General features: G+C 65.9%; 19 protein-coding genes and 1 tRNA gene. 18 read left to right on the top strand and 2 right to left on the bottom strand.

Translation table 11 applies throughout. From position 1 onward, the window contains the following. Window positions 1-2: 2 nt before the first annotated feature. The 18 genes from nuoF (at window position 3) to pnp (ending at window position 20141) form a co-directional block, all read left to right on the top strand. Window positions 3-1280 carry an NADH-quinone oxidoreductase subunit NuoF gene (gene nuoF, locus FPL11_RS05015; protein WP_110883096.1) on the top strand — a complete coding sequence of 426 codons (1278 nt, stop codon included), beginning with the start codon at window positions 3-5 and terminating at the stop codon, window positions 1278-1280. After that, a complete protein-coding gene (gene nuoG, locus FPL11_RS05010) occupies window positions 1277-3691 on the top strand; it encodes an NADH-quinone oxidoreductase subunit NuoG (protein ID WP_144347681.1) in 2415 nt (804 codons plus the stop codon). Before nuoF ends, nuoG begins: the two co-directional genes overlap by 4 nt. After that, a complete protein-coding gene (gene nuoH / locus FPL11_RS05005; RefSeq protein ID WP_144347680.1) occupies window positions 3688-4710 on the top strand; it encodes an NADH-quinone oxidoreductase subunit NuoH in 1023 nt (340 codons plus the stop codon). The genes nuoG and nuoH overlap by 4 nt, the downstream gene beginning before the upstream one ends. A gap of 14 nt (window positions 4711-4724) precedes the next feature. Next, window positions 4725-5213 carry an NADH-quinone oxidoreductase subunit NuoI gene (gene nuoI, locus FPL11_RS05000; RefSeq protein WP_144347679.1) on the top strand — a complete coding sequence of 163 codons (489 nt, stop codon included), beginning with the start codon at window positions 4725-4727 and terminating at the stop codon, window positions 5211-5213. A 28-nt stretch (window positions 5214-5241) separates the two neighbouring features. Beyond that, window positions 5242-5850 carry an NADH-quinone oxidoreductase subunit J gene (locus FPL11_RS04995; protein WP_110883240.1) on the top strand — a complete coding sequence of 203 codons (609 nt, stop codon included), beginning with the start codon at window positions 5242-5244 and terminating at the stop codon, window positions 5848-5850. A gap of 17 nt (window positions 5851-5867) precedes the next feature. Beyond that, window positions 5868-6173 (top strand): NADH-quinone oxidoreductase subunit NuoK, encoded by a 306-nt coding sequence (gene nuoK, locus FPL11_RS04990; protein WP_144347678.1) that lies wholly within the window; start codon window positions 5868-5870, stop codon window positions 6171-6173. Between the two features lie 3 nt (window positions 6174-6176). Further along, window positions 6177-8153 (top strand): NADH-quinone oxidoreductase subunit L, encoded by a 1977-nt coding sequence (nuoL, locus tag FPL11_RS04985; protein ID WP_144347677.1) that lies wholly within the window; start codon window positions 6177-6179, stop codon window positions 8151-8153. 2 nt (window positions 8154-8155) lie between these two features. Then, window positions 8156-9667: an NADH-quinone oxidoreductase subunit M gene (locus FPL11_RS04980; protein ID WP_144347676.1), complete on the top strand. Its 1512-nt coding sequence runs from the start codon at window positions 8156-8158 to the stop codon at window positions 9665-9667. 21 nt (window positions 9668-9688) lie between these two features. After that, the gene (gene nuoN / locus FPL11_RS04975) at window positions 9689-11128 is read left to right on the top strand and encodes an NADH-quinone oxidoreductase subunit NuoN (RefSeq protein WP_110883089.1); all 1440 of its coding nucleotides are present in this window, start codon (window positions 9689-9691) and stop codon (window positions 11126-11128) included. A 7-nt stretch (window positions 11129-11135) separates the two neighbouring features. Beyond that, window positions 11136-11471 carry a DUF2818 family protein gene (locus tag FPL11_RS04970; protein ID WP_144347675.1) on the top strand — a complete coding sequence of 112 codons (336 nt, stop codon included), beginning with the start codon at window positions 11136-11138 and terminating at the stop codon, window positions 11469-11471. Between the two features lie 38 nt (window positions 11472-11509). Then, window positions 11510-11586: transfer RNA gene (locus tag FPL11_RS04965), tRNA-Met, on the top strand. 125 nt (window positions 11587-11711) lie between these two features. Further along, window positions 11712-12164, top strand: coding sequence for a ribosome maturation factor RimP (gene rimP, locus FPL11_RS04960; protein ID WP_110883087.1), 453 nt, complete (start codon window positions 11712-11714; stop codon window positions 12162-12164). Window positions 12165-12198: 34 nt separating this feature from the next. Continuing rightward, window positions 12199-13695 carry a transcription termination factor NusA gene (nusA, locus tag FPL11_RS04955; RefSeq protein ID WP_110883086.1) on the top strand — a complete coding sequence of 499 codons (1497 nt, stop codon included), beginning with the start codon at window positions 12199-12201 and terminating at the stop codon, window positions 13693-13695. Between the two features lie 31 nt (window positions 13696-13726). After that, window positions 13727-16360 (top strand): translation initiation factor IF-2, encoded by a 2634-nt coding sequence (gene infB / locus FPL11_RS04950; RefSeq protein WP_144347674.1) that lies wholly within the window; start codon window positions 13727-13729, stop codon window positions 16358-16360. Between the two features lie 2 nt (window positions 16361-16362). Further along, on the top strand, window positions 16363-16743 hold the full coding sequence (gene rbfA / locus FPL11_RS04945; protein WP_110883084.1) for a 30S ribosome-binding factor RbfA: 381 nt from the start codon (window positions 16363-16365) through the stop codon (window positions 16741-16743). A gap of 9 nt (window positions 16744-16752) precedes the next feature. After that, complete coding sequence (gene truB / locus FPL11_RS04940) at window positions 16753-17682, top strand: tRNA pseudouridine(55) synthase TruB (protein ID WP_144347673.1); 930 nt, start codon at window positions 16753-16755, stop codon at window positions 17680-17682. Between the two features lie 44 nt (window positions 17683-17726). After that, window positions 17727-17996 carry a 30S ribosomal protein S15 gene (gene rpsO / locus FPL11_RS04935; RefSeq protein WP_110883082.1) on the top strand — a complete coding sequence of 90 codons (270 nt, stop codon included), beginning with the start codon at window positions 17727-17729 and terminating at the stop codon, window positions 17994-17996. A 33-nt stretch (window positions 17997-18029) separates the two neighbouring features. Next, window positions 18030-20141 carry a polyribonucleotide nucleotidyltransferase gene (gene pnp / locus FPL11_RS04930; RefSeq protein ID WP_144347672.1) on the top strand — a complete coding sequence of 704 codons (2112 nt, stop codon included), beginning with the start codon at window positions 18030-18032 and terminating at the stop codon, window positions 20139-20141. A gap of 69 nt (window positions 20142-20210) precedes the next feature. On the opposite strand, the gene FPL11_RS04925 is transcribed toward pnp, so the two are convergent. Both FPL11_RS04925 and FPL11_RS10085 read right to left on the bottom strand, forming a co-directional pair. After that, window positions 20211-22280, bottom strand: coding sequence for a 3'-5' exonuclease (locus FPL11_RS04925; protein ID WP_144347671.1), 2070 nt, complete (start codon window positions 22278-22280; stop codon window positions 20211-20213). 2 nt (window positions 22281-22282) lie between these two features. Further along, window positions 22283-22657 (bottom strand): response regulator transcription factor, encoded by a 375-nt coding sequence (locus FPL11_RS10085; RefSeq protein ID WP_157809056.1) that lies wholly within the window; start codon window positions 22655-22657, stop codon window positions 22283-22285. Between the last annotated feature and the right edge of the window lie 35 nt (window positions 22658-22692).

Here is a 22692-nt window from a genome sequence, read left to right as displayed (position 1 = left end):
CCATGACCAACGTCTGCTACACGACACTGCAATTCGACGAGCCGTGGACCCTCGAGAACTACCGGGCCATCGGCGGCTACGAAGCGCTGGAGCGGGTGCTCCGCGACGGCATCAGCCAGGAAGACATCATCGAGACGGTGAAGTCCGCCAACCTGCGCGGCCGTGGCGGTGCGGGGTTCCCGGCCGGCATCAAGTGGAGCTTCATGCCGCGCAACGCCCCCGGCACCAAATACCTTCTGGTCAACTCCGATGAGTCCGAGCCGGGGACCTGCAAGGATCGCGACATCCTTCGCTACAACCCGCACGCCCTGATCGAGGGCATGATCATCGCGGGCTATGCCATGGGCGTGGAAGTGGCCTACAACTACATGCGTGGCGAGTTCATCCGCGAGCCCAATGAGCGGATGGAGCAGGCCGTGCGGGAAGCCCGCGAGGCCGGCTATCTGGGCCGCGATATTCTAGGCTCGGGGGTCAATTTCGAGGTCTACAATTACGTCGGCGCCGGTGCCTACATCTGCGGCGAGGAGTCGGCGCTGATGGAGTCCATCGAGGGCAAGAAGGGTATGCCGCGCAACAAGCCGCCATTCCCGGCCCAGTCAGGTATCTATGGCCGTCCGACCACGATCAACAACACCGAGACCATCGCCTCGGTACCGTCGATCATGCGCAACGGTGCGGACTGGTTCCTCGAGCTGGGCAAGCCCAACAATGGCGGGATGAAGATCTTCTCGGTGTCGGGCCACGTCGAGAACCCCGGCAATTTCGAGGTGCCGCTGGGGACGCCGTTCAGTGATCTGCTGGCCATGGCCGGCGGCGTCTGGAAGGGCCGGCGGTTGAAGGCCGTCATCCCCGGCGGGTCATCGATGCCGATGATCCCCGGTGATCAGATGATGGAGCTGACCATGGACTACGATGCCCTCATGGAGGCCGGCTCGGCGCTGGGTTCGGGCGGTGTGGTGGTCATGGACGAGACCACCGACATGGTGCGGGCGCTGATGTGCATCAGTCGCTTCTACTACGCCGAATCCTGCGGTCAGTGCACGCCGTGCCGCGAGGGCACCGGCTGGATGTACCGGGTGATCAAGCGCATCTACGAAGGGCACGGTCGCCCCGAGGACCTGGAGCTCCTGGACTCGGCGGCCGGGCAGATCGCCGGCCACACCATCTGCGCCTTTGGCGAGGCGTCGGCCTGGCCGGTGCAGGGCGTGCTCAAGCACTGGCGTCACGAGTTTGAACACTACATCGAACACAAGCGTTCCATTGTCGAGGCGGCCGCATGAGCGCAGAAGTCAAGACCCAGAACCCCGAGACGGTCAACGTCACCATCGACGGCCAGTCCATCGAGGCGCCCAAGGGGGCCTCGCTGATCTCCGTCGCCGACGAGCATGGCATCGACATCCCGCGCTTTTGCTACCACAGCAAACTCTCGGCGCCGGCCAACTGCCGGATGTGCCTGGTGGATGTGGAGATGAACGGCCGCAAGGCGCCCAAGCCGCTGCCGGCCTGCATTACGGCCGTGGCGGACGGCATGGTCGTGCAGACCACCTCCGAGCGGGCGCTCAAGGCGCAGCGCGGCGTGATGGAGTTTCTGCTCATCAACCATCCTCTCGACTGCCCGATCTGTGATCAGGGCGGCGAGTGCGAGCTGCAGGATCTGGCGCTGGGCTATGGTCGCAGTGTTTCGCGCTTCTCCGAGCGCAAACGCGTGGTCAAGGATGAAAACCTGGGGCCGCTGGTCGCCACCGAGATGACCCGCTGCATCCACTGCACGCGCTGCGTGCGGTTTCTCGATGAAGTCGCCGGCACCTCTGAGCTGGGGGCGATGTACCGTGGTGAGCACACCGAGATCAGCACCCTGGTGGGCAGCGGTGTGCACTCGGAACTGTCCGGTAACATCATCGATCTGTGCCCGGTGGGAGCCCTGACATCGCGCCCTTATCGCTACACCGCCCGGGCCTGGGAAATGCTCAGTCACTCGAGCATCGCCCCGCACGACTGCCAGGGTTCCAACATCGATCTCCACCAGGTCCGCGGCACGGTCAAACGCGTGGTCCCGCGCGACAACGAGGCGATCAACGAGTGCTGGATCAGCGACCGCGACCGGTTCTCGTATGAGGGCATCTACAGCGATGCCCGGCTTGCCACCCCGCAGATCCGCGAGAACGGCGAATGGCAGAGCGTCGACTGGCAGACCGCCATCGAGGCGGCGGCCAATCACCTGCGGGACAGCGTTGAGCGTCATGGCCCCGAAGCGCTCGGGGCGCTGGTATCGCCGTCGTCGACGCTCGAGGAGATGTATCTGCTGGGCCGGATCGTCCGGGCCATGGGCAGCCACAACATCGACGCGCGGCTGCGCCGCGGCGACTTCCGTGACGGGATCGAGACCGCCGGGTTCGCCGGGCTCGAAACGCCCGTCGCCGACCTCGAGAATCTGGACGCGGCATTGGTCATCGGCGGCTATCCGCGCCATGAACAGCCGCTGATCAACCACCGCCTGCGTAAGGCCGCCCGCAATGGCGCCGAGGTCATGGTGCTCAACCCGCGGGCCTTCGACTGGAATCTGCCGCTCGGCGTGGAGCAGGTGGTCCCGGCGGACGCCATGCCCCGGGCCTTGGCGGGTGTCGCACGGGCCGCGGCGGCGCTCCGCGGGGTGGATGAACCCGCCGGACTCGAGCAGTGGCTGGGCACGGCCGAGGCCGACGAACCCGCCCGACAGATCGCGGCGGCGCTGGTGGGCGATGGCCGGCGCGCGCTGCTTCTGGGCGGTCTGGCTGACAGCCATCCGGCCGGCGCCGAGCTGCGCTATCTGGCGGCGGAAATCGCGCGCCTCACGGGTGCCGATTACGGCGAGCTGACGCCGGGCGCCAACACGGCGGGTGCCTGGCTGGCGGGGGCCGTGCCGGGTCGCACGGCCAACGGCGAAGCCACTGACGGCCTGGATGCCGCGGCAATGCTCGCGACGCCCCGTCAGGGCTATATCCTGATGAATGCCGAGCCTGAGCACGACTTCTTTGACGGTGAAACGGCCACTCGGGCGCTCGCCGGGGCCGAGGCCGTGGTGGCCCTGTCGGCCTATGACAGCCCCGCGCTGCGCGAGCATGCCGATGTGCTGCTGCCAATCGCGACGCTGGGCGAGACCGCTGGCACGTTGGTCAATGCCGAGGGCCGCTGGCAGACCTTCGCCGGCGTCGGCTATCCGCAGGGCGATGCCCGGCCGGCCTGGCGGCTCCTGCGGGTGTTGGGCAACGTGCTGGACCTTGAGGGCTTCAACTACCAGGCCCCGGATGAGATCCATCACGAGCTCCAGCGCCTGTCCGAAGGTACGGGGGTCGCCCGGCCGTCAGCACCCATCGCGGCGCAGACGCCGGCCCCGAGTGAGCTCACCCGCATCGGCTATCCGGCGATGTTCGGCGTGGATCCGCTGACCCGGCATGCCGCCTCGCTGCAGCAGACCGATCATGCGGCCCCGGCGCGGGCAGTAATGAATCCGGTGGACGCCGGGCGTCTCGGTGTCTCTGAGGACGATGCCGTCCATGTCCGCCAGTCGGGTGCGGCCCGGCGGCTGCCGGTGGCGGTCAGCGACGCCGTGCCGGCGGGCAGTGTCTGGATTCCGGCGGGCGTCGAAGGCAGCGCCGGTCTGGGTGCGCTGATGGGAGCCATCGAGGTGGTGGCGGACGGAGCCGCGGCATGAACGCATTGATCGAGTTGAGCTGGATTACCGCCAAGATCGTGGCGCTGATCGTGCCGCTGTTCCTGGCGGTGGCGTACATGACCTATGCCGAGCGCAAGGTCATCAGCTCGATGCAGCTGCGGCGGGGCCCCAACCGGGTCGGTTGGCATGGCCTGCTGCAGCCGTTTGCCGATGCCCTCAAGCTGCTGATGAAAGAGGTGGTGCTGCCGCAGAACGCCAACCGCTTTCTGTTCGTGCTCGCACCCATGCTCTCGATCATGCCGGCGCTGGCGGCCTGGGCGGTACTGCCGCTCGCCGACGGACTGGTCATCGCTAATGTGAATGCCGGTCTGCTCTACGTGCTGGCCATGACCTCCATGGGGGTCTACGGCATCATCCTGGCCGGCTGGGCCTCCAACTCCAAATACGCCCTGCTCGGTGCCCTTCGGGCCGGCGCACAGGTGGTGTCCTACGAGATCGCCATGGGCTTCGCGCTGGTCGGCGTGCTGATGGCGGCGGGCAGCCTCAACATGGGCGAGATCATCCAGGCGCAGCAGGGGCCATTCTGGAACTGGTTCTGGCTGCCCCTGCTGCCGCTGTTCGTCGTTTACTGGATTTCAGGGGTGGCGGAGACCAACCGTCTGCCTTTCGACGTGGCCGAGGGCGAGTCGGAGATCGTCGCCGGCTTCCACGTGGAGTACTCCGGGATGGCCTTCGCCATCTTTTTCCTGGCCGAATATGCGAACATGATCCTGATATCGGGACTTGCGGCCATTCTGTTCCTGGGCGGGTGGTATTCGCCGTTCGAGGGACTGCCGCTGCTGGGGCCGCTGTTCGGCTGGGTGCCGGGACTGGTCTGGTTCCTGCTCAAGGTGTGCCTGTTCCTGTTCCTGTACATCTGGTTCCGGGGTACGTTCCCGCGGTATCGGTACGACCAGATCATGCGGCTGGGCTGGAAAGTACTCATTCCGGTCACCGTGGTCTGGCTGATTGTTGTTGCGGGCCTCAGCCTGGGCGAGGTCGGTCCGTGGTTTTCATAGGTAGGTAGGCGACCATGCAGTCAGTGAAGGAATTTTTCGGCACGTTCATGCTGACCGAACTGCTCAAGGGCATGCGGTTGACCGGTCGGCACCTGTTCGAGGCCAAGTACACGCTCGAATACCCCGAGGAGAAGGCGCCGCAGTCGCCGCGGTTCCGCGGTCTGCACGCGCTGCGCCGGTATCCCAATGGCGAGGAGCGCTGCATCGCCTGCAAACTCTGCGAGGCGGTCTGCCCGGCGCTGGCGATCACCATTGATTCCGAACAGCGCGAGGATGGCACCCGTCGGACGACGCGGTACGACATCGACCTCTTCAAGTGCATTTACTGCGGCTTCTGCGAAGAGTCCTGCCCGGTGGATTCCATCGTCGAGACGCGCATTCACGAGTACCATTTCGAGGAGCGCGGCGAGCAGATCATGACCAAGCAGGATCTCCTCGCGGTCGGCGACAAGTACGAAGGCCAGCTGTTCAAGGACCGCGCCGCCGACGCACCATATCGATAAGCCTCAGGGGGGGTAGGGGCACGACGTGATTGAGAAAGCGATATTCTATTTTTTCGCGGCGATCCTGCTGCTGGCGGCGACGCTGGTGGTGACCGCCCGCAACCCGGTGCACTCCGCGCTGTCCCTGGTGTTGGCGTTTTTCAGCAGCGCGGCGCTGTGGCTGCTCATCGAGGCGGAGTTTCTGGGCATCGCACTCGTGCTCGTATACGTCGGGGCGGTCATGGTTCTGTTCCTGTTCGTGGTCATGATGCTCGACATCAACCTGTCGGTGATGCGCGAGGGGTTCGCGCGCTACCTGCCGCTGGGGGTCCTGGTGGGGCTGGTGATGGTCCTGCAGATGCTGCTGGTGATCGGCGCCGGCGTGATCGATCTCGAGCCCGCGCAGCAGGCGGCGGCCGGCGGGGCGCTGGACGGCAACAACATCCGCCTGCTCGGCAGCGTGCTCTATACCGTCTACGTGTATCCGTTCGAGCTGGCGGCGATCGTGCTGCTGCTGGCGATCATCGCGGCCATCATGCTCACCCACCGGCGGCGGGGTGATACCAAGCATCAGGACATTGCCGCGCAGGTCCGCACCCGGAAGGCCGATCGGCTGCGGATGGTGCGGATGCCAAGCGAACGCGATTCCGACTCATAACAACAACCGGGGCTTACATGTTAGCGCTCTCCGACTATCTGGTCCTCAGCGCACTGCTGTTTTCCATTGGCATGGCGGGCATCTTTCTCAACCGGAAGAACGCCATCGTCCTGCTCATGTCCATCGAGCTCATCCTGCTCGCCGTGAACTTCAACTTCATCGCCTTCTCGCATTTCCTCGGTGATATCCACGGCCAGGTGTTCGTGTTCTTCATCCTCACCGTCGCGGCGGCGGAGTCGGCCATCGGCCTGGCGATTCTCGTGGTGCTGTTCCGCAACCGGAGCACCATCAATGTCGCCGACCTGGATACCATGCGGGGTTAGGGAATGAAGTCGATCTATCTGCTTATCGTGCTGGCGCCGCTGTTCGGCGCCGCAGTGGCCGGGCTTGCCGGCAGGCGCATCGGCTGGAAGAACGCGCACCGCCTGACTGTGGGGGCGGTGGCGGTGTCGGCGCTGCTGTCGCTGGTGGTCCTCTACCAGCATGTCTGGGGCGGTGTCGGCGTTTTCAATGAATCGCTCTATCAATGGGCGCTGGTCGGCGGTCTCAACCTCGAGGTCGGGTTTCTGGTCGATCGCCTGACCGCGCTGATGATGGTGGTGGTGACCACGGTGTCGCTGGCGGTCCACGTCTACACCATCGGCTACATGTACGACGACGCCGGTTACGCGCGGTTTTTCAGCTTCATCAATCTGTTCACCTTCTCGATGCTCATGCTGGTGATGGCCAACAACTTCCTGCAGCTTTTCTTTGGCTGGGAAGCGGTCGGTCTGGTGTCCTACCTGCTCATCGGCTTCTGGTACCAGAAGGAAACGGCGATCTTCGCCAACCTCAAGGCGTTTCTGGTCAACCGGGTGGGTGACTTCGGGTTTCTGCTGGGGATTGCCGCGGTGCTGACCTACTACGGCAGCCTGGATTACGCCCAGGTCTTCACGGCCGCGGCCGCCGCGCCGGATCAGACCATGACGCTGTTCGGTACCGAGGCACTGGTGGCCACCGTCGCGGCGATCCTGCTGTTCATCGGGGCCATGGGCAAATCCGCGCAGGTGCCGCTGCATGTCTGGCTGCCCGATTCCATGGAGGGCCCCACGCCCATCTCGGCCCTGATCCACGCCGCCACCATGGTGACCGCCGGCATCTTCCTGGTGGCGCGGCTCTCGCCGCTGTTCGAACTCTCGGACGTGGCGCTGTCGGTGGTGCTCATCCTGGGCGCGGTCACCGCCCTGTTCATGGGGCTGGTCGGGCTGGTGCAGACCGACATCAAACGGGTGATCGCCTACTCCACGCTCTCGCAGCTGGGCTATATGTTCGTCGGCCTGGGCGCGTCGGCCTACGCCGCCGGCGTGTTCCACGTCATGACCCACGCGTTTTTCAAGGCGCTGCTGTTTCTGGGGGCGGGCGCGGTCATCGTCGCCCTGCACCATGAGCAGGACATGCGCCGCATGGGCAACCTGCGCCGTTATCTGCCGGTCACCCACATCACCATGCTGCTGGGGACGCTGGCGCTGGTCGGTACGCCGTTCTTCTCGGGCTACTACTCCAAGGACGCCATTATCGAGGCGGTGCATCTCGCCGATCGCTTCGGGGCCGGCTTCGCCTACTGGGCGGTGCTACTGGGCGTGTTCATTACCGCGCTCTACAGCTTCCGCCTGTACTTTCTGGTGTTCTGGGGCGAGGAGCGGATTGATCCCCATGCCAAGGAGCACATCAAGCAGCTGCCCCGGTACGTGCTGCCGGTGATGGAATGGCCGCTGGTGGCGCTGGCGATCCCGTCGGTGGTGCTGGGGTACTTCACCATCGAGCCGCTGTTGTTCGGGGACTTCTTCGGCTCGGCGATCCAGGTGGCGCCCGCCAACGATGTGCTGGCCGAAAAGGCGAAGAGCTTCCATGGGCCATTCGCCTTCGGCCTGCATGCGGCCGTCAATCCGGCGTTCTGGCTGGCCGTTGCCGGCGCGGTACTGGCGTGGTTCCTGTATCTCAAGCGGCCCGATCTGCTGCCTGCCATCAACGCGCGGCTGTCCCTTGCGGTACGGGTGCTCAAGCGCAAGTACGGCTTCGATGACGTCTACAACACCGTATTCGCCGGCGGTGGGCGCCTGCTCGGCCGGGCCCTGTGGCGCGGTGGCGATCAGGGGCTGATTGACGGTGTCATCGTCAATGGCACCGCGCGCACCGTCGGGCGGCTTGCCACGGCGCTGCGGGGCGGGCAGACGGGTTTTCTCTATCACTATGCCTTCGTGATGATTGTCGGCCTGCTGGTTCTGCTGACGGTGTTCGTGGGTAGCTGGCGGGGGTGGTTCTGAACATGTTGGGAGGTTGGCCTTTGCTGAGCCTGTTGATCTGGCTGCCGATCCTGGGCGGCGCGGTCGTCCTGTGGACGGGGCGCGATAACGCGGATCGGGCCCGTTGGTCGGCGCTGGCGGTCGCCGGGCTCACCCTCATCCTGGGGCTGGTGCTGTGGTTTGGCTTCGAGACCGGCGTCGCCGGGATGCAGTTCGTTGAACGGGCGCCGTGGATCGAGTCCTTCGGCATCGAGTATTACCTGGGCGTCGATGGCATATCGATGCCGCTGGTGGTGCTGACCGCCTTCTCGACGCTTCTGGTGGTGATCGCGGCCTGGGAGGTGGTGCGCTACAAACCCGCCCAGTACCTGGCCGCCTTCCTGATCATGGAAGGCATCATGATCGGGGTGTTCAGTGCCCTCGATGCGCTGCTGTTCTACGTCTTTTTCGAGGCCATGCTCATTCCGATGTTCCTGATCATCGGCATCTGGGGTGGGCCGAACCGCATCTACGCGACCCTCAAGTTCTTTCTCTACACCTTCCTCGGGTCGGTGATGATGCTGGTCGCGCTGATCTACCTGCGCGGCCAGGCGGGCAGCTTTGCCATCGAGGATTTCTATGGGTTGGGGCTGCCGTTCGCGGCCCAGGTGCTGATCTTTCTGGCGTTCCTGGCCGCCTTCGCGGTCAAGGTGCCGATGTTCCCGGTTCACACCTGGCTGCCCGACGCGCACGTCGAGGCCCCCACCGGCGGCTCGGTGATCCTCGCGGCGATCACGCTCAAGATCGGTGGTTACGGCTTCCTCCGCTTCAGTCTGCCGATCGCGCCCGAGGCCAGCATGGCGCTGGACTGGCTGCTGATCGGGCTGTCGCTGATCGCGGTGGTCTACATCGGCCTGGTGGCGATGGTGCAGGAGGATCTGAAAAAACTCATCGCCTACTCATCCATCGCCCACATGGGCTTCGTCACTCTGGCGTTCTTCCTGATCTTCCGCATCGTGGCCGGCGAGGGCACCCGCGATGGCGCGCTGCTGGCGCTTGAGGGCGGGCTGGTGCAGATGATTTCGCACGGCTTCGTGTCGGCGGCGATGTTCCTGTGTGTCGGTGTGCTCTATGACCGCATGCACACCCGGCGTATCGCCGACTATGGCGGGGTGGCCAACCGCATGCCGGTGTTTGCCGGGTTGTTCGTGTTCTTTGCGATGGCCAATGCCGGGCTGCCGGGCACCTCGGGGTTCGTCGGTGAATTCATGGTGATCCTCGCGAGCTTCCAGGCGGGTTTCTGGTATGCGGCCATCGCCGGGCTGACCCTCATTCTGGGCGCCGCCTACAGCCTGTGGATGATCAAGCGCGTGGTCTATGGCCAGGTCAGGAACACGCAGGTGGATGAGCTGCGCGACATCAATGCGCGTGAGCGCCTGCTGCTCGGCAGCCTGGTGGGTGTGGTGCTGTTCTTCGGCGTGTATCCGGCCCCCCTGATCAATGTCATGGCGCCTTCGCTGGAAGCCCTTCTGGGCATCGTGATGCCCGCTCTCTAGTATGCAGGCCAGAGGACGATAATGAATTTCGAAATGCCGCAATTCGCGATGGCCGCCCCGGAGATCTGGCTGGGGGTGATGGTCTGTGTCGTGCTGATCGCCGATCTGTTCGACCGCAGCCAGCAGAGCCGGCTTGCGTTCTTTCTGACCCAGCTGACGCTGCTGGGGGCCATCGGTCTCGCGCTCTACACCCACTGGGGTGTGGAGCGGGCGATCACCTTCAATGGCATGTATGTCAGTGACAGCCTCGCCGCGGTGCTCAAGGTGACGGTGGCCGGTCTGTCCATGGTCACTCTTGGCTATAGTCGTGATTACCTGCGCCAGCGCGATCTGCTCAAGGGCGAGTTCTACCTGCTGGCGCTGATCGCCAATCTGGGCATGTTCGTCATGGCATCGGCCAGCAGCCTGCTGGTCCTGTACGTCGGACTCGAGATGCTCTCGCTGAGCCTCTATGCCATGGTCGCCTTCGACCGTGACAGCCGCATCGGTGCCGAGGCGGCGATGAAATACTTCGTCCTGGGCGCGCTGTCGTCGGGGATGATGCTCTATGGCATGTCGATGATCTACGGCGCTTCCGGCAGTCTGCTGATCGACACCATCGCGAGTCACGCGGCGGCCGGCGATAATCTGCTGCTCATGGCCTTCGGCATGACCTTCGCGCTGGTGGGGGTCGCCTTCAAGTTTGGTGCCGCGCCTTTTCACATGTGGCTGCCGGACGTCTATCAGGGCGCGCCGACCTCGGCCACGGCATTCCTGGGCACCGCGCCCAAGATCGCGGCGCTGGCTCTGTTCCTCCGTCTGCTGGTGGACGGGCTGGGCGATCTGCATGATCAGTGGCAGGCAATGGCGGTGCTGCTGGCGGTCGGGTCGCTGGCGGTCGGCAATCTGTTCGCGCTGGTGCAGACCAACTTCAAGCGCATGCTGGCCTACTCCACCATCTCGCATATCGGCTTTCTGTTCCTCGGCCTGATCGCCGGAACGCCCGAGGGCTATTCGGCGGCGCTGTTCTATGCGATCAGCTACGGGATCATGGCCAGTGGCGCTTTCGGGATGATTATCCTGCTCTCGCGGCGCGGGTTCGAGGCTGAGATGATTGATGACATGCGGGGGCTCAACGACCGCCATAGCGGCTTCGCGCTGGTCATGCTGCTGCTCATGTTCTCAATGACCGGCATCCCCGGCACGGTGGGGTTCTATGCCAAGTGGCTGGTGCTGCAGTCGCTCATCGACACCGGCATGATATGGCTGGCCGTGGTGGCGGTCGTGTTCGCCGTCATCGGGGCGTTCTATTACCTGCGGGTGCTCAAGGCGGTGTACTTTGACCGGCTCGAGTCGCCAGTGCCGATCGAAGCGCCCGCCGGCCAGCGGGTCATCGTCGCGCTGAACGGCGGCGCCATCCTGCTGCTTGGGCTGTTCCCGGACCGGCTGATTGAAATCTGCCGGATCGCGTTGGGGCTCTGACCCGACGATGGCGACGCAGACAGCGATCATCGCGTTGTTGGTGGTGGCCATTATCGCCGCCAACCTGCCCTGGATGAGCGAGCGGGTGGCGTTTGTCGGGACGCCGCCCGCACGCGGTAAGTCGGAATGGATCCGGCTGGTGGAATGGCTGCTGCTGTTCTGTCTGGTCGGACTCATCGCCGCGGGGCTTGAATACCGCACCCAGGGGCAGCTGCAGGCGCAGGGCTGGGAGTTCTGGGTCATGAACCTGTCGCTGTTCGCGGTCTTCGCGCTGCCGGGATTCATCTACCATCACGATCTTCGCCGCCGGCTTCAGCGTCGCGGGCGGCGTCGCGAGTCTTGAAAAATGCGATCGGAGCGTCTAACATTCCTCGAGTCGGTTGCGGGGTGGAGCAGTCCGGTAGCTCGTCGGGCTCATAACCCGAAGGTCGCAGGTTCAAATCCTGCCCCCGCTACCAATTAGGCATCTTCGAGAAGGCCGCTTGCGGCCTTTTTTTTTGCCGGTGTTGCAGTGGCGACAGCCGGCGTTGAAATGGGCCTCGGGCCCATTTTTTGTTCCGGCAGGGACCGGATACGAACAGACATGAAAGCGCCCGAACACGTTACTGAACTGCTTGAGCCGGTCATCGAAGGACTGGGCTACGAATGTGTCGGCCTGGAGTTTCAGCCCGGCCGGCGCGATGCCTGTCTGCGCGTATTCATCGACGCCCCGGCGGGCATCACCGTAGATGATTGTGCCCGGGTCAGCCATCAGGTCAGTGGGGTGCTCGACGTTGAAGACCCGATTGCCGGGGACTATCACCTCGAGGTCTCTTCTCCCGGGCTCGATCGCCCGGTCTTCAAGTCTTCCGATTACCAGCGGTTCGCCGGCGAGACAGTGCGTCTGCGGCTTCGCGAGCGGATCGACGGGCAGCGCCGGATCAGCGGTCGACTTGAGGGGCTGACCGACGGGGGCGTGGCGGTGGCGTCCGAGGACGGTCGCCGGGTCGTGCCGCTGGAGGCCATCGACAATGCACATATTGAGCTGGAGCCGTAAGCCGCGGCGTAATCCAATCGGAGAACGGTAGACGATGAGCAAGGAAATTCTGCTGGTAGTCGACGCGATCGCAAACGAGAAGGGTGTCGAGCAGGAAGTGATCTTCCAAGCCATCGAGGCCGCCCTTGCCTCGGCGACGCAGAAGCGCCATGAGGGCGAGATTGGTGCCCGGGTCTCGGTCAATCGGCGCACGGGCGATTACGAGACATTCCGTGTCTGGGAGGTGGTCGAGGATGACGCCGAGCAGGAGTATCCCGATCAGCAGCTGACGCTCAGCGAAGCCCGTGCCATCGACCCCGAGGTCGAGGTGGGCGGCACCATCGAGGAGCCGCTGGAGTCCGTGGAGTTCGGTCGTATCGCCGCGCAGACCGCCAAGCAGGTGATCGTCCAGCGGGTCCGCGACGCGGAACGCGCGAAGGTGGTGGAGGCCTACCGCGACCGCACGGGTGAGCTGATCTCGGGCGTGGTCAAGCGCGTCGAACGGGGCAACGTGTTTCTGGATCTGGGCAGTAATGCCGAGGCGTTCATCCCCCGCGAGGAGATGATTCCGCGGGAAGCGGTGCGCCCCGGCGACCGACTGCGGGCCTGGTTGCGCGAGGTGCGTGAAGAGGCCCGTGGGCCGCAGCTGTTCGCCAGCCGCTCGGCACCCGAGTTTCTCGTCGAACTGTTCAAGCTCGAGGTGCCCGAGGTGGGCCAGGAGCTGCTCGACATATTGGGCGCCGCCCGCGACCCGGGCCTGCGCGCCAAGATCTCGGTGAATGCGCTGGACAGCCGCATCGACCCGGTGGGGGCGTGTGTGGGGATGCGTGGCTCGCGCGTGCAGGCCGTGTCCAACGAGCTCTCCGGTGAGCGCATCGACATCATCCTGTGGAACGAGAATCCCGCCCAGTTCGTCATCAACGCGATGGCACCGGCCGAGGTGGAGTCCATCGTCGTCGATGAGGATCGCCATAGCATGGATATCGCCGTGGGTGAGGATCAGCTCTCCCAGGCCATCGGTCGTGGTGGGCAGAACGTCCGCCTCGCCAGTGAGCTGACCGGTTGGGAGCTCAACGTCATGACCGCTTCCGAGGCTGAGGCCAAGAGCGAGTCCGAGGCGGCGGAGCTGGTCGATCGATTCGCTCAGTCGTTGGATGTGGACGAAGATCTGGCCGGGCTGCTGGTCGAGGAGGGCTTCTCGAGTCTCGAGGAAATCGCCTATGTACCGGTGGTCGAGCTGCTCGAGATCGAGGGCTTTGACGAGGACCTCGTCAACGCGCTTCGGCAGCGCGCCCGCGACGTGCTGGCCGAGCGTGAAGCCGAGGCCGCAGCGGCGGAGGCGCCTGCTGAGGACCTGCTCGGGCTTGAGGGTATGGACACGGCCGTCGCCGAGCAGCTCGCCGCGCGGGGAATCCAGACCATGGAGGACCTGGCCGAGCAGTCGGTGGATGATGTAAGTGATATCGAAGGTCTTGATGCGGAGCGCGCAGGAGCGCTGATCATGAAGGCCCGAGAGCCCTGGTTCGCCGACGCCGGCGAGGGTCAGGACTAATCTCGGTCAAGCCGGGACGGAGGTATTGAATATGGCGCAGAGCACAGTCCGGGATTTTGCAGACAGGACGGGCGTGCCGCTGGATCGGGTGCTGATCCAGCTCCGCGAGGCGGGGCTTGCCAGCGATGATCCCGACGCGACGCTCTCCGATGCGGACAAGTCCGCGTTGCTCGAGCATATCCGCAAGACCCACGGTCGGCGCGATGACAGCGAAGACGGTGGGCCATCGCAGATCACTCTCAAGCGACGCAGTCACAGTCAGCTCAAGATGCCCTCGGGCGGCGGCGAGCGGCGCAGTCCGCGGGGCAGCCGCGGCGCCGGCGCCGGCCGGACCGTGAACGTGGAGGTGCGCAAGAAGCGGACCTACGTCAAGCGCAGCGTGGTCGAGGCCGAGGCCGCCGAGCAGGATGTCCAGGTGCTTGAGCGTGTCCTCCAGCAGGATGTGACAGCCGCCGAGGAAGCGCGTCAGGCCGAGGCCCAGCGCCAGGCCGAAGCGGCGGCCCAGGCCGAGGCCGACCGGCAGGCCCGCGAGGCGTCGGAAGCCGCCGAGGCCGAGGCCCGCGCCGCCGAGGGTGGGACCGCGGCCGACGCCGAGTCCGCGACCGCCGGCAGCGAGACCGCCGCCGAGCCGGCCCAGTCGCCGGCCGATCTCGAAGCGCAGACGCAGAAGACCGAGTCGGAAGCGGCGCGCAACAAGGAAATCGAGGACGACAAGGAGCGCAAGCGCCTCGAGGCCGAGGCCAAGCGCGAGCGTGAGGCCGAGGAGCGGGCCGCCCGCAAGGCGTCGCGCGGCAAGGGCAAGGCGCGCAAGAAGGCCGAGTCCGGTGGCCGGCGGGCGCGCAAGGGCGGCGCCGCCGGTGCAGCGAGCTCGGCACTCCAGCAGGGGTTTGAAAAGCCCACCGCTCCGGTGGTGCGTGATGTCCAGGTGCCCGAGAACATTACCGTGGGCGACCTCGCCCAGCGCATGAGCGTCAAGGCGGCGGACCTGATCAAGGAAATGATGAAGCAGGGTGTGATGGCCACCATCAACCAGGCGATCGATCAGGACACGGCCGTCCTGCTGGTCGAAGAGCTGGGGCATCGCCCGCACATCGTGCGCGAGGACGACCTCGAGGACGAGGTGCTCAGTCAGACCACCGAGCCCGAGGGCACCGAAGAGCCGCGTTCGGCGGTGGTGACCATCATGGGCCACGTCGACCACGGCAAGACGACTCTGCTCGACTACATCCGGCGTGCCAAAGTGGCATCCGGCGAGGCGGGTGGCATCACCCAGCACATCGGTGCCTACCGGGTGCACTCCGAGCGGGGCGATCTGACCTTCCTCGATACGCCCGGTCATGAGGCGTTCACCGCCATGCGGGCCCGCGGGGCGCAGGTCACCGACGTGGTCATCCTGGTGGTGGCGGCCGATGACGGCGTCATGCCGCAGACCGAAGAAGCGGTCAAGCATGCCCGTGCGGCCGGTGTGCCGCTGGTGGTGGCGGTCAACAAGATCGACCGCGAGGAGGCCGATCCCGATCGCGTCAAAAACGAGCTGGTGGCCCGCGAAGTCGTCCCCGAGGAATGGGGCGGCGATACGCAGTTCATTCCCTGCTCGGCGATCAACGGCCAGGGCGTCGAGGAACTGCTCGAGGCGGTGGCGCTGCAGGCGGAGCTCCTCGAGCTCAAGGCCGTCCGCGACTGCCCGGCCTCGGGCGTGGTGGTGGAATCCAGCCTCGATCGTGGCCGCGGTCCGGTGGCGACCATTCTGGTGCAGAACGGCATCCTCGAGCAGGGCGATACGATCATCTCGGGCACCGAGTTCGGTCGTGTCCGCGCCATGCTCGACGAGCGGGGCGAGCGCGTGAAATCGGCGGGGCCATCGACACCGGTGGTCATCCTGGGGCTTTCGGGACTGCCCGAAGCCGGTGACGAGGTCCTGGCCGTCGAGGACGAGCGCAAGGCCCGCGAGCTGGTGGACCGGCGCCGCGAGAAGAGCCGCGACAAGCGCCTGCAGGCGCAGAAGGCGGCCAAGATGGACGAGCTGTTCAACTCGATGCAGGACGAGGCGGTGAAGACCGTCAATCTGGTCATCAAGGGCGACGTGCAGGGCTCGGTCGAGGCGCTGACCCAGTCGCTGGCCAACCTGTCCACCGACGAGGTGCGCATCGTGCCCGTGGCCACCGGCGTCGGCGCGATCAACGAGTCCGACGTCAACCTGGCGATCGCCTCCGAAGCCCTGCTGATCGGCTTCAACGTCCGTGCCGATGCCAAGGCCCGGCGCCTGGCGCAGGAAAACGACGTCAAGCCGCATTACTACAGCATCATCTACGACGCCATCGATCAGCTGCGCAATGCCATCAGCGGCATGCTTGAGCCGGAGACCCGCGAGAATATCATCGGCACCGCCGAGGTGCGCGAGGTGTTCCGCTCGTCACAGCTCGGCCAGATCGCCGGCTGCCTCGTGGTGGACGGCGTCGTGCGGCGTCGCAACCCGATCCGGGTGCTGCGCGAGAGCGTGGTGGTGTTCGAAGGCGAGCTCGAATCATTGCGCCGCTTCAAGGACGACGTCCGCGAAGTGCAGTCGGGCACCGAGTGCGGCATCGGCGTGAAGCACTACAACGACGTGCGCGCCGGTGACCAGATCGAGTGCTACGAGCGCATCACCGTCGAGCGGACCCTCTAGGGATGCCACGGGACTTCTCACGGGCCCGCCGCGTCGGCGACCAGATCCAGCGCGAGCTGGCCGGGCTCATCCGGGACGAGGTCCGCGATCCCCGCGTGGGGTCGGTCACCGTCTCGGAGGTCCAGGTCAGCCGCGACTTTTCCTACGCCGATGTGTTCGTCACCGGTCTGGGGATGGACGCCGATGAATCCCGCGACATGGTCCGGGTGCTGACCGGCGCCGGCGCCTTTCTGCGCCATCAGCTCGCACAGCGACTGACCCTGCGCAAAGTGCCCACACTGCGCTTTCAGTACGATCCCACCTTCGAGCGGGGTGCGCGGCTCAACCGCCTGATCGACGATGTCCAGCCGGATGACGGGTCGGGCTCGCGGGATTCGGACTGACCCGGGGCGATGGGGCGTCGCAGGGGCCGCGCGGTGGACGGGATCCTGACGGTGGACAAGCCCGCCGGGCAGACCTCCAATCAGACCCTGAGACGGGTCAGCGGCTGGCTGGACGCCCGCAAAGCGGGGCATACCGGCAATCTCGATCCGTTGGCCACGGGTCTGCTGGTGATGTGTTTCGGTGAGGCCACCAAGATCAGTGGCTGGCTGCTGGATGCCGACAAGGCCTATGTGGCGACCGTGCGCCTGGGGGTGGTCACGGACAGCGCCGATGCCGACGGCACGCCGCTGGATGAACGGCCGGTGCCCGCCGTTGATGCCGGGCACCTCGAATCGGTGCTGGCGCGGTTCCGCGGGCCCATCGAGCAGGTCCCGCCCATGGTCTCCGCACTCAAGCATCAGGGGCGTCGCCTGCACGAGCTGGCCCGCGAGGGCCGGACGGTGGAGCGGGCGCCCCGGCCCGTGACCATTCACTCGCTGACCGGCGAGTGGATCCAGGCCGACCGGCTGCGGCTGACGGTCAGCTGCTCCAAGGGCACCTACATCCGCAGCCTCGCCGCCGACATCGGCGAGGCACTGGGCTGCGGCGCCCACATTGAAACGCTGCGGCGCACCGCACTGGGGCCCTTCGACGGTGATGGCATGTGGACCCTCGACGCCCTTGAGCAGCGTTACCAGAGCGGTTCCGGGGCGCTGGATGCCTGCCTCCTGCCGCCCGACCGCGGACTGCGCGGTTATCCGGCGGTGACGCTCCCCAGCGGCGAATCGGCGCGTTTCTGCCAGGGGCAGGCGGTGGCCCTGGCGGCCGACGAAACGGCGCCGACCGGGCTCTGCCGGGTCTATGCCGAGGCGGAGGGTTTTCTTGGCCTGGGTGAGCGCGCCGGCGACCGCGGCGTCGCGCCCCGGCGTTTGCTTGTTCAGCGACGCCCCCACGGATAGAATATCGAATTGTTGTTAATCAGTTTTTCATTCAGGAGTCATTGATGTCGCTCAGCGCGCAGCAGAAGCAGGAGATCGTCCGTGATTACGGGCGGGCGGAAGGTGATACCGGATCCCCGGAAGTGCAGATCGCGCTTCTCACCGCCCGGATCCAGTACCTCACCGATCATTTCGCCACCCATAAACAGGACCATCACTCCCGCCGCGGGCTGCTCAAGCTCGTCAATCAGCGTCGGCAGCTGCTGGATTATCTCCACCGCAAGAGCCTCGAGCGCTATCAGACGGTGATCAAGCGACTCGGCCTGCGTAAGTAAGCCGCTCCACAGAAGACCAGGGGATAAAACTCAGTGACTCCAACCGCCGTCAAAAAATCTTTCCAATACGGGGAACACAACGTCACGCTCGAGACCGGCAGGATTGCCCGGCAGGCGAGCGGGGCGGTCATGGTCAACATGGCCGATACCGTTGTCCTTGTCACGGTCGTCGGCAAGCGCGAAGTCGTGCCCGGACGAAGCTTTCTGCCGCTCACGGTCAACTACCAGGAGCGGACCTACGCGGCGGGCAAGATCCCTGGCGGATTCTTCAAGCGCGAGGGCCGGCCGTCCGAGAAGGAAACCCTGGTCTGTCGTCTGATCGACCGGCCGATCCGGCCGCTCTTCCCCAACGGCTTCACCAACGAGGTGCAGGTCGTCGCCACGGTGATTTCCATGAATCCCGAGGTCGATCCCGACATCCCGGCACTGATCGGCACCTCGGCGGCGCTCGCGGTCAGCGGTATTCCGTTCGATGGGCCTATCGGCGCCGCGCGCGTCGGCTATCGGGATGGCGGATTCGTCCTCAACCCGGCGATCTCGCAGCTCGAGGACTCCGCACTGGACCTGGTGGTGGCGGGCACCGAGCAGGGTGTTCTCATGGTCGAGTCCGAGGCCGACCGGCTGCCCGAGCAGACCATGCTCGACGCGGTGCTGTTCGGTCACGAGCAGATGCAGTCGGCCATCATGGCCATCAACGAGCTGGCGGCCGAGGCCGGTAAGCCGCGCTGGGACTGGTCACCGGAGACGGCCGACCAGACGCTGGCCGAGCGGGTACGCGAGCACGCCGAGAAGCCGCTCACCGACGCCTATGCCGTGGCCGACAAGCAGGCCCGGCAGGAGGCTGTCGCCAGTGTGCGCGAGACCGTCAACGCGGCGTTGGTCGCCGTCGACGACAGCGAGCAGGGCTGGTCCGCGGAAGCGGTGAGTGATGCCTTCAAGGCGCTCGAGAAGACCATCGTGCGTGGTCGGATCCTCGCCGGTGAGCGGCGCATCGACGGGCGTGACAACCAGAGCGTGCGGCCCATCGACATCGAGGTCGGGTCGCTGCCGCGCACCCATGGCTCGGCGATCTTCACCCGCGGCGAGACCCAGGCGATCGTGGTCACGACCCTCGGCACCGGCCGCGATGCGCAGATCATTGACGGCATTGAGGGCGAGCGCCGCGAGCCGTTCATGCTGCATTACAACTTCCCGCCCTACAGCGTCGGCGAGGCCGGCTTCATGGGCTCGCCCAAGCGCCGCGAGATCGGCCATGGCAAGCTCGCCAAGCGCGGCGTCCAGGCAGTGATGCCAGAGCCCGAGGACTGCCCCTACGTGGTGCGCGTGGTCTCCGAGATCACCGAGTCCAACGGTTCGAGTTCCATGGCGTCGGTCTGCGGGACCAGTCTGTCGCTGATGGACGCCGGCGTACCGATCAAGGCGCCGGTGGCCGGTATCGCCATGGGGCTGATCAAGGAAGGCGATGACTTTGCCGTGCTCACCGACATCCTCGGTGACGAGGATCACCTCGGCGACATGGACTTCAAGGTGGCCGGCACCGATAGTGGTGTGACGGCGCTGCAGATGGACATCAAGATCGATGGCATCACCCGCGAGGTCATGGAACAGGCCCTGAGCCAGGCCCGCGACGGGCGGTTGCATATCCTCGGCGAGATGAACGGCGTCATCGCCGAGCACCGCGAGGAGATGTCCGCCTACGCGCCGCGACTGATCACCCTGCGGATTGATCCGGACAAGATCCGGGACGTAATCGGCAAGGGCGGCGCCACCATCCGCCAGCTCACCGAGGAGACCGGCACCACCATCGACATCACCGATGAGGGCGTGGTCACCATCGGATCGGTGGACAAGGCGGCCGGCGAGGAGGCCCGGCGCCGGATCGAGCTGCTGACCGCCGACGTCGAGGTCGGACAGGTCTATGAGGGCAAGGTCATCAAGTTGATGGACTTCGGCGCCTTCGTGAACATCCTCCCCGGTCGCGATGGGCTGGTGCACATCTCGCAGATCTCGGACCGGCGGGTGGAGAGCGTCTCCGACGAGCTCGCCGAGGGTCAGAACCTGCGGGTGAAAGTCCTCGAGGTGGATCGCCAGGGCCGTATCCGCCTGAGCATCAAGGCGCTTGGCGAGGAAGAGGCCGAGAGCTGATTACCGCTATCGTCCCGCCCGGACGGTCAGAACCCCCGCGGTCCCTCGGGCCCCGGGGGTTTTTCATGTCTAGAAGGCGCGCTGCTGGCGGCGGAACTCGACCATTTTTTCCTGGGCGTCAATCGCCTCCTCAAGCCGGTTGATGCCCGCCTCGGGGAGCAGTCCGAAGAGCTGGATCATGATCTCAGCGGTGGTCAGCGAATCCCCCAGCGCGGTGTGACGCCCACCGACGCCCACCCCCAGCCGCCGGGCGACGCCTTCAAGGGTGTGCTCGCCGGTGTGGTCGTGCAGCAGGATGGACAGCAGCAGGGCGTCGAGCGTGGGATGATCAAAGCGCACCCCGCAGCGGCGCTGCCTGAGGCGCAGAAAGCGCATGTCGAAAGCGATGTTGAAGCCCACCAACACGGCGTCGCCGGCGAATGCATGAAAGCGCCGGATCACCTCGTCCACCGGCGGGGCATCGGCCACGTCTTCGTCATGAATCCCATGAATACTTGATGCCAGCGCGGGGATCGGGCGCTCCGGGTTGGCGAGTAGCTCGAAGGTCTCGCCGTGCATGACCCGTCCCTGGTGGATGCGCACGGCACCGATGGCGACGATTTCATCGCCATGACCGGGCTCGAGGCCCGTGGTCTCGCAGTCAAAGACGACATAGTCGAGGTCGCCGAGCCGGGTGTCGGCCGCCTCGCCCAGCGCCCGCACCGGCTCGGCCTCGTCGGCGGCGAAGTCGTAGTACTCGGGCCGCGCGGCGACCGGGGTGGGCGCCTCGGTCTTCGCCGGCGCACCGGGCAGTGGCAGTCGAAGCAGCGCCCGGTGGGGCCGTGACAGGTCCGGCTGACTCCACACGGTGGTGTCATGACGCTGCAGCACCTCGCGCAGGGTCACCGTCCCGCCGACATCATCGAGGCCCGCATCCAGCCACTCGTCGAGCTGATCGGGGCTGACGACGTCGCCCGACCAGTTCATATCCAGATAGACCAGGCTGCCCTGACCGCGTCCGGACACGGCGACGGCGCTGACCGCCAGGGTATCGGCCAGACGCATCAGCAGCGCCTCGATCACCTGGCTGAGCAGATAGGGTTCCGCGGACACCCACACATCGGCGCTGCACTGCACCCGGGGCAGCCGGCCTGCCGCGGCGTTTTTCTTGATGCCGGCGATCAGGCTGCCGAGGTGCAGGTCCTCCAGCCGCCAGTTATCGGTGACCATCGAGGCGGTCTCGTCGGACAGGTGCGCGAAGGCATCGGTCAGGCGTCGGGTCTCTTCATGCAGCATGCGCCCGAAGCGCTCGGCGTCCTCGCCCATCTGCGCCTGCTGGGCCAGTCGCAGGCTTTCGCTGACGGTGCACAGGCTGGTCAGCGGATCGCGCAGCGACTCCACCGCCTCGCGCAGGCTCTGCTCGCGCCGCAGCACCGCCCGGGTCTGGCGCGAGACGTCGGTGAGGGTGATGACAAAGCCGTCGGTCCCCGGATCGTCGGTGATCAGCCGCGCCACCCGACAGCGCAGCAGTCGCTCGCCACTGGCGGTCGCGCAGACCAGTTCGGTGTCGGCGTTGCTGGCGGCATCGGCGGATGGATCGATCAGGCTCAGCGCATGCCGTAGCGGCCCGTCGTTGAGGACTTCATGCAGATAGCGCCCCAGACCCAGCGCCGGTTCGGCGTCCAGCAGCACGCGCGCGGTGCGGTTGTAGAGGGTGATGCGACCGTCGTCGCGGCAGACCACGACGCCTTCGCGGATCTCGCGCAGGATGGTCTCGAGCCGGGCCTTGCGGGCTTCGATGCGGGTGGTCCATGCCGAGGCGGCTTCTTCCATCTCGCGGCGACTGCGTGCCAGGGTGCCACCGAGCTGCTCGATGGTCTCGGGCAGGCGGCCCAGCCAGTGCCGCGACGGCAGCTCCAGCCGATGGCCGGGGTTGGAGCCGGCGATAATCCCGGCCCCGCGCTCGGTGGCACTCAGCGGACGGGTCACGCGCCGATCCAGCAGCAGGCCGCCGATAAGCGGTGCCAGCCCCGCCACCGCACCGGCCAGCAGCGGATGCAGCCCACTGAGCAGGAATGCCGCGGGGCCAGCGAGCAGGGCGATGGCCGCTGTCGATCCCCATAGCCGCTTGCGCAGCCGCGGGAGCCGAAAGGCTCTCACCCTCAGGCGGCTCCGCTCGCCAGCGACCGGATCCGGCCGAGGATGGCCGCGGGATCGAACGGCTTGACGATGAAGTCCGTGGCACCCAGCGAAAACGCCTTCTCGCGCTCCACCTCGAGGCTGTGCGAGGTGAGCATCAGGATCGGCAGGCCCATCGGGCCTGACCCCTGTAGCAGGCGCTGGCAGAGGTCGTACCCGTTGCGGTCGGGCAATGTGGTGTTGACCAGGGCGACATCCGGGGCGGCCTCGGCCATCGCTGCCTCGGCCTGGTTGCCGCTGTTGGCCAGTGCCACGCGAAAGCCCGACTGCTCGAGTAGAAAACGCAGGGCACTGGTCAGGTTGGATTCATGGTCGACAATCAGAATTGTTTTAACCATCAGCCACTCAGCATCCGTGGATGCTGCCTCCTCCT

Origin of the sequence: Spiribacter aquaticus (genome assembly GCF_007625215.1) — a bacterium.
Taxonomy (GTDB): domain Bacteria; phylum Pseudomonadota; class Gammaproteobacteria; order Nitrococcales; family Nitrococcaceae; genus Spiribacter; species Spiribacter roseus.
This window is presented reverse-complemented; position numbering and strand designations above follow the sequence as displayed.